The organism is Pseudodesulfovibrio aespoeensis Aspo-2 (assembly GCF_000176915.2).
Taxonomy (GTDB): domain Bacteria; phylum Desulfobacterota; class Desulfovibrionia; order Desulfovibrionales; family Desulfovibrionaceae; genus Pseudodesulfovibrio; species Pseudodesulfovibrio aespoeensis.
Window position 1 is genome coordinate 3,014,858 of the sequence record NC_014844.1, and the last position, 13,554, is coordinate 3,028,411.

11 protein-coding genes are annotated in these 13,554 nt (G+C 57.9%); 6 read left to right on the forward strand and 5 right to left on the reverse strand.

Annotated features, from left to right (window positions below):
- Positions 1 to 2: 2 nt before the first annotated feature.
- The 5 genes from murB (at position 3) to DAES_RS13980 (ending at position 6,230) form a co-directional block, all read left to right on the forward strand.
- On the forward strand, positions 3 to 884 hold the full coding sequence (gene murB, locus DAES_RS13960; RefSeq protein WP_013515684.1) for a UDP-N-acetylmuramate dehydrogenase: 882 nt from the start codon (positions 3 to 5) through the stop codon (positions 882 to 884).
- Positions 881 to 1,765: a cell division protein FtsQ/DivIB gene (locus tag DAES_RS13965; RefSeq protein ID WP_013515685.1), complete on the forward strand. Its 885-nt coding sequence runs from the start codon at positions 881 to 883 to the stop codon at positions 1,763 to 1,765. The genes murB and DAES_RS13965 overlap by 4 nt, the downstream gene beginning before the upstream one ends.
- Before the next feature lie 90 nt (positions 1,766 to 1,855).
- On the forward strand, positions 1,856 to 3,094 hold the full coding sequence (gene ftsA / locus DAES_RS13970; protein WP_013515686.1) for a cell division protein FtsA: 1,239 nt from the start codon (positions 1,856 to 1,858) through the stop codon (positions 3,092 to 3,094).
- A gap of 59 nt (positions 3,095 to 3,153) precedes the next feature.
- Positions 3,154 to 4,401, forward strand: a complete 1,248-nt coding sequence (gene ftsZ, locus DAES_RS13975; RefSeq protein WP_013515687.1) for a cell division protein FtsZ — start codon at positions 3,154 to 3,156, stop codon at positions 4,399 to 4,401.
- Positions 4,402 to 4,559: 158 nt separating this feature from the next.
- The gene (locus tag DAES_RS13980) at positions 4,560 to 6,230 is read left to right on the forward strand and encodes a radical SAM protein (RefSeq protein WP_013515688.1); all 1,671 of its coding nucleotides are present in this window, start codon (positions 4,560 to 4,562) and stop codon (positions 6,228 to 6,230) included.
- A 379-nt stretch (positions 6,231 to 6,609) separates the two neighbouring features.
- Here the strand turns inward: DAES_RS13980 and DAES_RS17685 are convergent, their stop codons facing one another.
- The gene (locus tag DAES_RS17685) at positions 6,610 to 7,017 is read right to left on the reverse strand and encodes a hypothetical protein (RefSeq protein WP_157864869.1); all 408 of its coding nucleotides are present in this window, start codon (positions 7,015 to 7,017) and stop codon (positions 6,610 to 6,612) included.
- Between the two features lie 315 nt (positions 7,018 to 7,332).
- Here DAES_RS17685 and DAES_RS13985 point away from each other — a divergent pair, with 315 nt between their 5' ends.
- The gene (locus DAES_RS13985; RefSeq protein WP_013515689.1) at positions 7,333 to 8,334 is read left to right on the forward strand and encodes an IS110 family RNA-guided transposase; all 1,002 of its coding nucleotides are present in this window, start codon (positions 7,333 to 7,335) and stop codon (positions 8,332 to 8,334) included.
- Positions 8,335 to 8,593: 259 nt separating this feature from the next.
- On the opposite strand, the gene DAES_RS13990 is transcribed toward DAES_RS13985, so the two are convergent.
- The 4 genes from DAES_RS13990 to DAES_RS14000 all read right to left on the reverse strand — a co-directional run bounded on the left by DAES_RS13990 (position 8,594) and on the right by DAES_RS14000 (position 13,305).
- Positions 8,594 to 9,729, reverse strand: a protein-coding gene (locus tag DAES_RS13990) for an IS3 family transposase (protein ID WP_157864856.1) whose coding sequence is annotated in 2 segments (ribosomal slippage) — positions 8,594 to 9,474 and positions 9,474 to 9,729 — 1,137 coding nt in all. Because the reading frame shifts where the segments join, the coding sequence is not laid out codon by codon here.
- Positions 9,730 to 9,940: 211 nt separating this feature from the next.
- Positions 9,941 to 10,672 (reverse strand): phage Gp37/Gp68 family protein, encoded by a 732-nt coding sequence (locus DAES_RS17430; RefSeq protein ID WP_013515690.1) that lies wholly within the window; start codon positions 10,670 to 10,672, stop codon positions 9,941 to 9,943.
- Positions 10,673 to 10,682: 10 nt separating this feature from the next.
- Positions 10,683 to 11,744 carry a three-Cys-motif partner protein TcmP gene (gene tcmP / locus DAES_RS17435; RefSeq protein WP_013515691.1) on the reverse strand — a complete coding sequence of 354 codons (1,062 nt, stop codon included), beginning with the start codon at positions 11,742 to 11,744 and terminating at the stop codon, positions 10,683 to 10,685.
- A 493-nt stretch (positions 11,745 to 12,237) separates the two neighbouring features.
- Positions 12,238 to 13,305 (reverse strand): IS110 family RNA-guided transposase, encoded by a 1,068-nt coding sequence (locus tag DAES_RS14000; RefSeq protein ID WP_013513773.1) that lies wholly within the window; start codon positions 13,303 to 13,305, stop codon positions 12,238 to 12,240.
- Positions 13,306 to 13,554 lie beyond the last annotated feature (249 nt).

Below are 13,554 nucleotides of genomic sequence, written 5' to 3' on the forward strand. Positions count from 1 at the left end.
GCATGGCCCTGGAACTGATCCCCAACCCGTCGCTGGCGCAGCGAACCACCTTGCGGCTCGGCGGCTCCGCCGAGGTCGAGGCCGTGGTACGCGACGAGCGCGACCTCGACGACCTGGGCGGCTTCCTGGCCACGCAGACCCTGCGCCCGTTTGTCATCGGTCGGGGCAGCAACCTGCTGGCCCGCGAGGGGCAGCTCGATCTCGCCCTGATCCGCGTGGGCGCGGCCCCCGGCCCCCTGCGCGTGGAGCGGGCAAACGACAGGCTGATGGTGCGCTGCTGCGCGGCCCAAGGGCTGCCCGGCCTGCTCGGCTGGGCGCAAAAGGCCGGGCTGTCCGGCCTTGAGGGGCTGACCGGCATCCCCGGCTCCGTAGGCGGGGCCGTGGCCATGAACGCTGGCTCCTACGGCGTCGAGTTTGGCGATCTGGTCACCCGCGTGCGCTTGTGGTCGCCCGCCGGCGGCCTGGACTGGGTGGACGCGGCGGACTGCGCCTTCAGCTACCGCCATTTCTCCTCCCCGGCACGCCCGGCCGGGCGACTGGTCTGGGAGGTGGAGATCGGCCTGACTGAGTCCACCCCGCGCGCCGTGCGCAAGGCCATGCAAGGGATCTACGACAAGAAGCGGGCCACCCAGCCGGTCACGGCCCGGAGCGCGGGCTGCGTCTTCAAGAATCCCGAGGGCGAGAGCGCCGGACGGCTGCTCGACGAAGCGGGCCTGAAGGGCGTCAGCCGAGGCGGCATGGCTTTTTCTGACATCCACGCGAATTTCCTGATTAACCTCGGCGGAGGAACCAGCGCCCAGGCCCTGGAACTGATCGAACTGGGCCGCGAGTCGGTCCGGACCGCCTTTGGCGTCACCCTCGAAACGGAGGTCATCATCCTGTGAGCACCCTGACCATGAACAACCAGGGCCGCCTCAATCTCGGAGGCAAGCGGAACAACTCCCTGCACAAGCGCAAGCCGCTCCCGACCCGCTCCCTGTCCCACGCCCGCGCTTCAGGCTCGGTCTTTTCGGGCGCGGGGAGGCTGGTGGTGCGTCTGGTCATGACACTCTTGACCCTGTCGCTGGTGGCGGTGCTTGGCGTGGGGCTGCTCTACGGCTACCGCGTGATCACCTCGCATCCCTATTTCGGGCTCAAGGAGATCCAGGTTACGGGCAACACCCGCATCTCGCGCGGCGACATCCTCAAGGCCGCCGAGGTCGGTCTGGGCCTCAACAGTTTCGAGATGAACGTCTCCCTGGTGGAGAGCCGGGTGTCCGAGAATCCCTGGGTCCAGTCGGCCATGGTCAGGCGCGAATTCCCCAACCGGCTGCGCATCACCGTGGTCGAGAAAGTGCCCTCCTTCTGGCTGCGCCAGGGCGATGGCCTCTATTTTGCCGATGCCCAGGGCCGGGTCATCGCGCCCATGCATCCGGGCGAGTCCGACTCCCTGCCCGTGCTCTCGGTGGCCGACGGCATCGACGACGGCGGCGCGGTCCTGACCGGCCTGCTCAAGAAAATGGAAGACCGCCAGACGCCCTTTACCCAGGCCCAGACCGCCTGGATGCGGCTGACCAGCGCGCATGACGTGGAGATTTACCTCGACGGCCACGGGGGAGGCCAAGGGCTGACCGTCCAGCTGTCCATGGACCGATGGGAGGTCCAGCTGGAGCGGCTCAAGGTGGTCTGGCGCGACCTGATGCGCCGGGGCGAGTTCAAGGACGCGGCCATCATCGCGGCCAGCGGCGACAAGATATGGGTCAAGAAGCGTCCGGAAAACAGTTAGGACGCACAGGATATCACAGGGAACACCGAACCAAATTCGGCGGAGAGCCGGGCACGACAACGCCCCGGAAAACTGCGGAGGAGACAGAACATGGCCAAGAACGATCTCATAGTGGGCCTGGACGTGGGCACCACGAAAATATGCACCGTGGTGGGCGAGGCGACCGAAAACGGCGTGGACATCATCGGCATCGGCACGTCCCCGTCCACGGGCTTGCGCCGCGGCGTGGTGGTCAATATCGAAAAGACGGTCCAATGCATCAAAAAATCCCTTGAGGACGCCGAGCTCATGGCGGGCTGCGACATCCGCACCGTATACGCGGGCATCGCGGGCAGCCACATCCAGGGCTTCAACTCCCACGGCGTCATCGCGGTCAAGGGCGGCGAGGTCACCCAGCGCGACGTGGACCGCGTCATCGAGGCGGCCAAGGCCATCGCCATCCCCATGGACCGCGAGGTGCTGCACACCCTGCCACAGGAATTCATCGTGGACGACCAGCGCGGCATCGCCGATCCGCTAGGCATGGCCGGGGTGCGCCTGGAGGTCAAGGTCCATATCGTCACCGGCGCGGTCACCTCGGCCCAGAACATCATCCGCTCCTGCAACCGCTCCGGGCTCGATGTCTCCAACATCGTCCTGGAGTCGCTGGCATCGAGCAAGGCCGTGCTCTCGCCCGAGGAGCGCGAGATCGGCGTGGCCCTGGTGGACCTGGGCGGCGGCACCACGGACATCGCCATCTTCTCCAAGGACTCCATCAAGCACACCTCGGTCCTGGCCCTGGGCGGGCACAACCTGACCAACGATATCGCCTACGGGCTGCGCACGCCCATGATGAGCGCCGAGAAGATCAAGATAGATTTCGGCTGCGCCATGGCCGACATGGTCACCAGCGACGAGATCATCGAGGTGCCCAGCGTGGGTGGCCGCGAGTCGCGCCGCATGAGCAAGCGGGTGCTGGCCGAGATATGCGAGCCGCGCTGCGAGGAGATATTGGCCCTGGTGGACCAGGAACTGATCAAATCCGGATTCAAGAACATGATCGCGGCGGGCGTCGTCCTCACGGGCGGCACCTGCCTCATAGACGGCATGCAGGAGCTGGCCGAGCAGATTTTCGATCTGCCGGTGCGCATCGGCGTGCCCGGGGAGGGCATCGGAGGACTGACAGAGGAAGTCAGGAGCCCGAAATATGCCACCGCCGTAGGCCTGCTGCTCCACGGGGCAGAAGAGCAGGGCCTGCACAACAAGGTGCGCCCCTTCAAGATCCGCGACGATTCCGGTTTCGACCGCATCGTCTCGCGCATGAAGAAGTGGTTCACCGACATCGCCTAGGACTTTTGAGGAATTACAGGGAACTTCTAACAGGGAAGAGGATTTGAGGAGGAAGACACATGGAATACTTTGAAATCGAACATGACACCAACGCCAAGATCAAGGTCGTGGGGTGCGGCGGCGGCGGAGGCAACGCGGTTAACAACATGATCCTTTCGGCGCTCAAGGGCGTCAAATTCATCGTGGCCAACACCGACAGCCAGGACATCCAGAAATCCCTGGCCGAGCACAAGATCCAGATCGGCGAAAAGCTGACCAAGGGCCTTGGCGCAGGCGCAAACCCGGAGATCGGGCGCAGCGCGGCCATGGAGTCCGTGGACCAGATCCGCGCCGCGCTTGAGGGCTCGGACATGGTCTTCATCACCGCGGGCATGGGCGGCGGCACCGGCACCGGCTCCGCGCCCGTGGTGGCCGAGATTGCCAAGGAGCTGGGCGCGCTGACCGTGGGCGTGGTCACCAAGCCCTTCTACTTCGAGGGCAAGCGCCGCCTGGAACAGGCCGAGGCAGGCACCCGCGCCCTGGCCGACGTGGTGGACTCCATCATCACCATCCCCAACGACCGCCTGCTCCAGCTGGCCGCCAAGAAGGCGTCCTTCTCCGACATGCTCAAGAAGGCCGACGAGGTGCTCTACTACGCGGTCAAGGGCATCGCCGACCTGATCACGGTCCACGGCCTGATCAACCTCGACTTTGCGGACGTCAAGGCCGCCATGTCGTGCTCGGGCATGGCCCTGATGGGCACCGGCATCGCCAGGGGCGAGGGCCGGGCCAAGGAAGCGGCCATGAAGGCCATCACCAGCCCGCTGCTGGAAGACGTGTCCATCGAGGGTGCCAAAGGCGTGCTCATCAACATCACCTGCGGCCCGGACATGCTCATCGACGAGGTCTCCGAGGCAGCGGACATCATCTACAAAGAAGCCCACGACGACGCCGAGATTTTCTTCGGCACGGTCTTTGACCCGGACGCGGGCGACGAGATGCGCATCACGGTCATCGCCACCGGCATCCAGAACGCCATGGAAGAGCCGGTACCCTCCATAAGCAAGGCCGAGCAGCAGAAGCTCCTGCTCCTCGGACCCCGCGGTGTGGACAAGACCCCGGCCCGCCGTGCCGGCCACCAGAAGGTCATTGCCCAGGATCGCAACATCCCGGCCTATCTGCGCAAATCCGGCGGCGAGCTGAACGCCCCAGAGATGCCCCAGCGCCGCGTCAGCCAGCGCGCCGTGGCCGGTCCCGGCGAAGAGGAGTTCATCTTCGAGGAGGACAACCTCGACGTGCCCGCCTTCATCCGCAAGAACGTGGACTAGGCGCAACCAGAAACACAAGAGAGACAACACCATGATCGTCTGCGGTTCAAGCATCCGTCTCAAGCGGCGGGCAGTGGCCCCGCGCGTCCTCTGCGGCGCGCGCGGCACCTCCCCTGCGGCGCGGATGCCGGGCCGCTGTTAGCGATCCCAAGCGCGAAATGGGTGCCATCATCGGCAAGCGAGTCCTGTATCACGGCGTGTCCGAGCCAGCGGCTCCCGACCTCGGCGGACGACTGCCCGTAGCCATCGCCGTCCCTGGCGGCGAGAGCGCGGCCATATCGACCCTGGGCTGGCAGGCCGTCTACAGGATGCTGGCCGAAGAGCCGGGCCTGGCTGTTGAACGTGTCTTCCCGGACAAGCTCGGCCTCACCGACGGCCACGAACCCATAACGCGCGAATCACGGAGCCCACTATCCTCATTCCCTGTAATAGCCTGGAGCGTCATATTCGAGGAGGACTTCCTCAGCCTCCCTCGAATGCTCCGGGCAGCGGGCGTTCCGCCACTGTCGGCGGAACGCCCGCGCCTTCCCCTGGTCATGGCCGGGGGGCCGCCCGCCTTTCTCAACCCCGCGCCCATCGCGCCCTTTGTCGATCTCTTCTGGGTGGGCGAGGCCGACGACCATTTCATTCCCTTTTTCCTCAAGCTGCGCCGCCTCTTCTTTGACGGCGCGGACAAGGCCGCCATCCTCGACGCGATCAAGGACGACCCCGCCATCTATGTGCCGGGTCGCACCAAAACCCCGGTCCGGCGCGTGGTCACGGGCCGCTCGGGCACGACCCTGCCCGATCCCGCCTTTTCCTGCTTCATCAGCGGCCAGGCCGCCTTCCGCGACACCCTGCTCCTGGAGGTCAACCGGGGCTGCCCCTACGGCTGCCGGTTCTGCGCCGCCGGGTTCATCTACCGCCCGCCCCGCCATGCCGACCTCGACGAGCTCAAGCGCATCGTCACCCTGGCCGACCCGCCCAAGGTGGGGCTGGTGGGCACGGCCCTGACCGACTGGCCCGACCTGCTCCCCTTCCTCAAATGGCTGCACGGCCAAAAAAAGAAATTTTCCCTCTCGTCCATGCGCGCCGACGGCATCACCGAAGAGCTGCTCGTCTACCTGCGCGAGCGCGGCATCCGCACCGTGACCCTGGCCCTGGAGGGCGCGAGCGAGCGGCTGCGGCGCATGATGAGCAAGAAGCTCAAGCCCGAGGATTTTCTCAATGCCGTCCGCTTGTGCGCCCGCTACGGGGTCAACCACCTCAAGCTCTACCTCATCGCGGGCTGGCCCGGCGAGACCGATGCCGACTACGACGAGCTGCGCGAGTTCCTGGCCGGGATCATCCGCATCCGCTCCGAGGAGCCGGGCGGCCGCAAGAAGCAGTTCATGCGCATCACCATCGGCGTCAGTTCCCTGGTGCCCAAGCCCTTCACCCCCTTCCAATGGGCGCCCATGGCCTCGGAGAGTGCCCTTGAGGCGCGCATGAAGCAGCTCACCGCCATGGTCAAGCCCTACAAGGGCGTGACTCTGCATCACGACGCCCCCTTTCAGGCACGGCTGCAGGGCATGCTCGCCCGGGGCGGCGAGGAGCTGGCCGAGTTCATCCTCCTGGCCGCTGACCACGGCGGCTGGAAAAAAGCCCTCAAGCTCTGGCCCGGCGACCAGTCCGCCATCATCGACCGCGAACGCGACGAGCATGAGCCCTTCCCCTGGGAGGTCATCGATATCGGCGTGTCCCGCGAGCATCTGTGGAAGGAATGGCAACGAGCCAAGGAGGCGGTTGTCTCGGCAGGCTGCCCGCCCAAAGGGTGTGAGAAGTGTGCAGGGTGCGGGATGAAGGAGTAAGAGGGGAGCCGTCGCTGGCGCTCCTCCAGGCTTTAAGAGCCCTCCCCTGCTTGAGCCGCTTCGCGTCTCTCTGCCCTTCGGGCAGACGCACTTCGTGCGACGCTGGATTCCCTTCGGTCACCGGCGGGGTTACTTTCTTTTGCTGGCCCAAAAGAAAGTAACCAAAGAAAAGGGCCTTGCCAGCTTGGCCGCCGCACTCCACGGCCAAGAATCTGATCAAATCGCGCTGCTCCCGAATCAAGTCGCCGAAGCGGCTCCGTGATTCGAAGAGCCGCAGCCTGCGATTTGTCAGCTTCTAGGCCTTAGGAGGCTTAATGGCTGGGTGGGGTTGGGGCTTTACCTTTTTTGGCGAAAAACGGCGATTTTGTGCTATGGGAGGTTATCCACTCTCTGCATCCGAAAGAAATGATCTCACTTTTCCCGGACACAGATTCATCCCCTCTTCCAAGGCCTCCTCAGGGGTAGAACGAATAATGCTAAACCACGACCCATCGGTGGAGATATCAATACGTGGAACTTTCGTTTTAAAGTTATTACCCACAATTGAAATCATTTGATCAGGGCAATCTTCTAAAACCTCCTTTAACCTTGTATGAATAGCCTCCAAATACACACATGCCACGTAGACGACTTCTTCAACGCCCCCTGACAAGTGTTTTGTCCCTTTTAAGACGACTATTTCCCGCACACTCTCGCAAGGCACATCAACTTCACATGCAATTGATTTATCGAAACAAACTAACAAAACCGCTGCAACCCAAACAACTACCAAACTTTTCCTAGTCATCCAAATCCTCGTACGTAATCGTATAATTAATTCCAGTGTTATTTCCGACGGCCATCAACGTATCCTCCAAGAGACAGGGGGTGTCTAGGGTGACATCTCATGAGGCAACAAGCGCAACATCACTTCCTATAAGTGATGACGGAGTAGAAAATGAGAAGAGGAGAGCCGTCGCTTTCGCTCCTCCAGTTTTTATAATGCCCTCCCGGCGGGGTTCTTTTTTGGCTGAGCCGCCCCAAAAAAGAACCAAATACTATGCTGGCCTTACCTGAGGTAGTCTGAGTTTGAACGACAACTTAGAACCGCAGGAGGCACAGCATGGCAAAGTATTCAGTATCACGAATCAGCGATTTTCTGGAAGCGTTTGAAGGCCGGGAGATTCACGTCGGCGTGGACGTTCACAAACTCAGTTATCATGTGGCGGTGCGTCGCGAGGATGGGGCTTGTGAGACATGGGTAGCGCCTGCCAAGCCATATGATTTGGTCCTGGCGTTGCTCGAATTGGGGCAGCCAATAGCACAGGTCACTTATGAATCCGGCCCAACGGGTTTTGGGCTATGTCGGGCCATGGAAGAGGCTGGCATAGATTGCTGCGTGGTTGCCCCGAGCAAGGTTCCCCGTGCTGTGGTTGCGGGGTCAAAGACAGATCGGTTGGACTGTATCAAACTGGCCGACTATGCCGCCAAGGGCATGCTTAAGGGGATCGCCGTGCCTACTCCTGCCGAGGAAGGAGAGCGCAGCCTGATTCGCCGCAGGTCGCAGATTGTCGACAACATCCGCCGCGCCAAGTTACGGATCAAGTCGTTGCTGCTTTACGTCGGCGCGGAGGAGCCGCCAGGGCTATCGCAGTGGTCCGGGCAAGCCGTTGGGAGACTGTCGACTCTTCAAATCGAGCCTGCCGCCAAGTTGACGCTGGACAGCCTGTTGCGCGAGTTGTCTTGGCAGAAGGTGGAGCTAAAAGAGATCGAGGCGACTCTGTCCATGATCATGGTAAAACGGCATGAAGAGGCTATGAAGCGGCTGCGGACGGTCCCCGGCGTCGGCCCGACGGTCGCCACCACGTTTTTGCTGGAGGTCTTTCGTCCGGAGCGTTTTCAGTGTCATGAACAGGTCGTGTCGTATCTCGGTCTTGCGCCGACGGTTCGCCAAAGTGGTGAGCGATCATCACGCGGCCGACTTGTTCCTGTCGGACAAAAACGATTGCGAAGCCTCCTGGTCGAATCCGCTTGGATATGGCAGGCAAAAGTTCCTAAAATCAAAGAACGTTACAACCAGCTTGTCGCAAAACAGGAGTGCCGCAAAAAGCCATTGCAGCCATAGCTCGCCTCCTGGCAATCGTTTTATGGCGTTTGAGTCTTTCGGGCCGTTGTTATCAAAGTTCATAACCTGAATCACCAATCTGCGCGGGCGTTTTTCGGCTGTTTAGACAGCGTGAACCAAATGGCGCAATAATGATTTTGTACCGAACGAATGGTACTTGGTGCCAGAGAGCACGAATAGGAAAAGGCTATACACAGATTCCCTTGACGGTGGGCCACATAGGAAAAAAGCGCGGCTTTCTAGCTTGGCCGCCGTGACCTTACCCCGCCGAGTATACCACCCGTAAGTTTGGGTTCTGGCTGGTCCGGTTTTCTTCATTCATGGTTCTTCCGTATTCCTCTGGGGCCAATCCGCCAAGTGCGCTGTGTGGTCGGGCTGTGTTGTAGTCCTGCCTCCACGCCTCGAGGATGTCCCTAGCCTCTGCGAGTGACTGGAACGCATGGGCGTTCAGGCACTCCTCACGGAATTTGCCGTTGAAGCTCTCCACATGCCCATTCTCCATCGGCCTGCCAGGCCGGATGAATTCCAACTGCACCCCCACGCTGGTCGCCCACTGATCCAGGGCCCTACCCGTGAACTCTGGCCCATTGTCAGAACGCAGATGCTTCGGGTATTCGCCGCGCTGGCGCAATTGCTCCAGCACCCGGACCACGCCCTCGCCCGGAATCGATGAGTCCGCTTCGAGCTTGGGGCAGCGGCGGTCCCACAGGTCAATGATCGTCAGCACCTTGATTCTGCGGCCATTGTCCAGGCTGTCACTCACGAAGTCCATGGCCCACTGCTCATTTGGGCCTGTGGGCGCGGGTTGGACCACCCGCAGGTGGCTCTGGCGCTTGCGCTTTGGCCGCAAGCGCAACGACAGTGCCTCTTCCCTGTACAGCCGCTCAACGCGCTTGTGGTTCACCACCAGACCCTCGCGGCGCAGCAGCAGATAGAGTCGGGGGCATCCGAACCGCCTACGCTCCTCGGCTAGCTCGCGTAATCGCATGCGAAGATCCTTATCGCGATCTGGCGAAGGGACGCGCCGCAACGTCCTGCGATTGAGGTCGGTCAATTGACAAGCCCGCCGCTCGGAGTAGCCGTACACCTCAATAATCTGGCGTGCGGCATGACGGCGAAGGGCGGGCTCAGTCATTTTCGGCCCAGCACCTCTTTGAGCACCTGTATGTCAAGCGCCTGATCGGCCACAAGGCCCTTGAGGCGCCGATTCTCTTCCTCAAGCTGCCGCAACCGTCGGGCCTCGGATACCTCAAGGCCCGCGAATTTGCTGCGCCACTTGTAGAACGTCGTGTCCGTGATGCCGATCTGGCGGCACAGTTCTGCCACAGGACGTCCAGCCTCCGCCTGCTTTAAAAGCCCGATGATCTGCTCTTCCGTGAACCTGCTCTTTCTCATCTTCGTGATCTCCTTTGCCGGAGTCACAAACTTATAGCTGGGATACCAAACGGGGGGAAGGTCACCGCAGCCTGCGATTTGTCAGCTTCTAGGCCTTAGGAGGCTTAATGGCTGGGGTTGGGGCGTTAGGAGAGATGGGAGGGGAGAAAGAAACGAGGACAGACTGACAGACGAAGCATTCAACAGAAATCATTCACTGCAAACTCAACTATCAATATCTGGGCATTTCTATCCACTCCTTTCCCTCCAGAAGCCGCCCATTTTTTTTCTTTGACCGCTTCACGCTATCTGCCCCCCAAGTACCCCATTGTTTGAAATAAAAAGGAATATTTTGGGCAACACATTGATTTCTAATATTAACAACCCATCGAGATTCCATTTGCCGTGCCCTCGGGCCACTTTCTCCTCCGACAATAACCCAGTTTATTCCTTCCAAATTGATAAACCCCAAATCCTCCAAAAGTGGTTCAATCGATAAAAAACGAACTTTAGCAGCTGACAACTGACGTAGATCATCAATGCGTGGAATACCATGATCAACATTTTCTACGGTTACACCCAGCATTACATTTTCAGGAATAACTCTACTTGCAAAATAGTTGAGCATTCGATCAGAACGTTTTGTCAATATTTGGTATCTATGCTGAGGCGTTTTGCAGATCGTGTTGAGTACCTCATCAATAAATGAACCAGGCATTTCTTCATGAAAAAGGTCGCTCATTGAATTGACAAAAAAAATGGTTGGCCGCTTTATCAAGACTGGTTGCGAAAGCCTATGTGGAAGAATTGTGAATTTGAATCCTTTTGCATAGTCTACCATTTTCATTGACTGTAATCTTTTTGCCATCACTTCGGCATAGCAATTGATACACCCAGGGCTAATTTTGGTGCATCCAACAGAAGGATTCCAAGTCTCTTCAGTCCACTCGATTTTACTAGGCATTACACTCCCATCAAAATAAAGACCCCTGATTTATTGATGCAGAGATAACTATTCTTCGGTCATTGTTTTTATAGTATTTTTTTCCAAGAAAAAAAATCCCTTTACCACGCTTCACGCCATCATTCTTCTTGATATGAATCAGCTCCCTGCTTTCCAATTTTTCAAGGCAGGCTCGAACTCCGGATGGCGTGAAACCATTTTTAAGGCCAAGCATGTACATCTCACAGTTGTCCACCCCCCTATCCGGCAATATGGCTAACAACTCTTTTTCTTCTCCCATGGGGATCAAAGAAAGTTGAGAACTACATTGATCTTTTAAAATTTTGTCTCTTGCTTCAAGAAATTTTTCTAAACCATAGTGGTGTCGGCTAATAAAAACAAGTGAGTAATGAAGTGGCCCCTCTACCATCGTCGCATGCCATGAGTAGTTATATAGCTCTTGCATCTTTCTTGATATTAAATCTGCAAAGGCAATAGGGGTTGAACATAACCTAGCCTCTTTTTGCGCTATCGAATAGTCATTGAGAAATTTTGCAACAGGCTTAAGTTTAGCGTCATGATCCAAATTTCCGTTTAAAAACCTATATATAAATGTTAGTGGTATAAACAAAAGAACTTCGGAACTTGCTTGCTCCATTATTTTTGAAACGCTGCTTCTACCGACTTGCGTATATCCATATGGATCGATGAACCAGAGTTTGTGCCCAGAATGTCCAGCGCTGCAATACTTTTCAATAAATGACTCTGCCTTTTGATTATCGATGCACTCAACAAATTCATACGAACAAACCTTTGACAACTCTTTACGGTTATCATCATCTGGCTCATTTAGATACAAATGAAACCCCACTGAGGGGGCATAAGGTAAATGAGCACGAATATTATTACAGGCAGTCAACGCGCTCCCTACACAATCACCATATATTCCCTTACCCGCGCAAGGGTCATATATGCTTACACGCGAATATCCTCCCTTTGATACTATCTTCAGATATCTCTTCAAATAGGCATCAAAAATAGCAACCTTCTGCCTCGTATGCTGATCCATCTCTAGCTTCTTAGGATTACCCACGCACTCCTCACTGGCTCTCGTCTATAGGATATACAATTTGCCATTTATGCTTTCTTACCCCAAAAAGCTAGATAACAATGGTTCTTTTCTGAGAATGAACGTGCAGCACTGGATAGCAGACGATCACAACAACACATTCCCATTACACATATTTTTGTTTTTTTACCACCCCCCCAGCCATTAAGCCTCCTAAGGGTTAGAAGCTGACCAATCGGGCGGAGCGGCTCTTCGAATCACGGAGCCGCTTCGGCGACTTGATTCGGGGAGCGGAGCCGATTGGATCAGCTTCTTGGCCGTGGAGTGCGGCGGCCAAGCTAGAAAGCCGAGCTTTTTTTCCTATGTGGCCCACCGTCAAGGGAATCTGTGTATAGCCTTTTCCTATTCGTGCTCTCTGGCACCAAGTACCATTCGTTCGGTACAAAATCATTATTGCGCCATTTGGTTCACGCTGTCTAAACAGCCGAAAAACGCCCGCGCAGATTGGTGATTCAGGTTATGAACTTTGATAACAACGGCCCGAAAGACTCAAACGCCATAAAACGATTGCCAGGAGGCGAGCTATGGCTGCAATGGCTTTTTGCGGCACTCCTGTTTTTGCGACAAGCTGGTTGTAACGTTCTTTGATTTTAGGAACTTTTGCCTGCCATATCCAAGCGGATTCGACCAGGAGGCTTCGCAATCGTTTTTGTCCGACAGGAACAAGTCGGCCGCGTGATGATCGCTCACCACTTTGGCGAACCGTCGGCGCAAGACCGAGATACGACACGACCTGTTCATGACACTGAAAACGCTCCGGACGAAAGACCTCCAGCAAAAACGTGGTGGCGACCGTCGGGCCGACGCCGGGGACCGTCCGCAGCCGCTTCATAGCCTCTTCATGCCGTTTTACCATGATCATGGACAGAGTCGCCTCGATCTCTTTTAGCTCCACCTTCTGCCAAGACAACTCGCGCAACAGGCTGTCCAGCGTCAACTTGGCGGCAGGCTCGATTTGAAGAGTCGACAGTCTCCCAACGGCTTGCCCGGACCACTGCGATAGCCCTGGCGGCTCCTCCGCGCCGACGTAAAGCAGCAACGACTTGATCCGTAACTTGGCGCGGCGGATGTTGTCGACAATCTGCGACCTGCGGCGAATCAGGCTGCGCTCTCCTTCCTCGGCAGGAGTAGGCACGGCGATCCCCTTAAGCATGCCCTTGGCGGCATAGTCGGCCAGTTTGATACAGTCCAACCGATCTGTCTTTGACCCCGCAACCACAGCACGGGGAACCTTGCTCGGGGCAACCACGCAGCAATCTATGCCAGCCTCTTCCATGGCCCGACATAGCCCAAAACCCGTTGGGCCGGATTCATAAGTGACCTGTGCTATTGGCTGCCCCAATTCGAGCAACGCCAGGACCAAATCATATGGCTTGGCAGGCGCTACCCATGTCTCACAAGCCCCATCCTCGCGACGCACCGCCACATGATAACTGAGTTTGTGAACGTCCACGCCGACGTGAATCTCCCGGCCTTCAAACGCTTCCAGAAAATCGCTGATTCGTGATACTGAATACTTTGCCATGCTGTGCCTCCTGCGGTTCTAAGTTGTCGTTCAAACTCAGACTACCTCAGGTAAGGCCAGCATGGTATTTGGTTCTTTTTTGGGGCGGCTCAGCCAAAAAAGAACCCCGCCGGGAGGGCTCTTAAAAACTGGAGGAGCGCAAGCGACGGCTCTTCCCCCCTCCCTCATCACCTCTCTCCCCGCTCCGCCACATCGCGCAAAAAAAGAGAGCGACCCTCAGGCCGCTCCCTTCATTTCGAATCAATCAAA

Excerpts from the sequence above, each read along its gene's own strand:
- DAES_RS17430 (WP_013515690.1), bottom strand. The coding sequence starts at position 10,672 with ATGCCTAGTAAAATCGAGTGGACTGAAGAGACTTGGAATCCTTCTGTT.
- DAES_RS17685 (WP_157864869.1), bottom strand. The coding sequence starts at position 7,017 with ATGACTAGGAAAAGTTTGGTAGTTGTTTGGGTTGCAGCGGTTTTGTTA.
- DAES_RS13985 (WP_013515689.1), top strand. The coding sequence starts at position 7,333 with ATGGCAAAGTATTCAGTATCACGAATCAGCGATTTTCTGGAAGCGTTT.
- ftsA (WP_013515686.1), top strand. The coding sequence starts at position 1,856 with ATGGCCAAGAACGATCTCATAGTGGGCCTGGACGTGGGCACCACGAAA.
- murB (WP_013515684.1), top strand. The coding sequence starts at position 3 with ATGGCCCTGGAACTGATCCCCAACCCGTCGCTGGCGCAGCGAACCACC.
- DAES_RS13980 (WP_013515688.1), top strand. The coding sequence starts at position 4,560 with ATGGGTGCCATCATCGGCAAGCGAGTCCTGTATCACGGCGTGTCCGAG.
- ftsZ (WP_013515687.1), top strand. The coding sequence starts at position 3,154 with ATGGAATACTTTGAAATCGAACATGACACCAACGCCAAGATCAAGGTC.
- DAES_RS14000 (WP_013513773.1), bottom strand. The coding sequence starts at position 13,305 with ATGGCAAAGTATTCAGTATCACGAATCAGCGATTTTCTGGAAGCGTTT.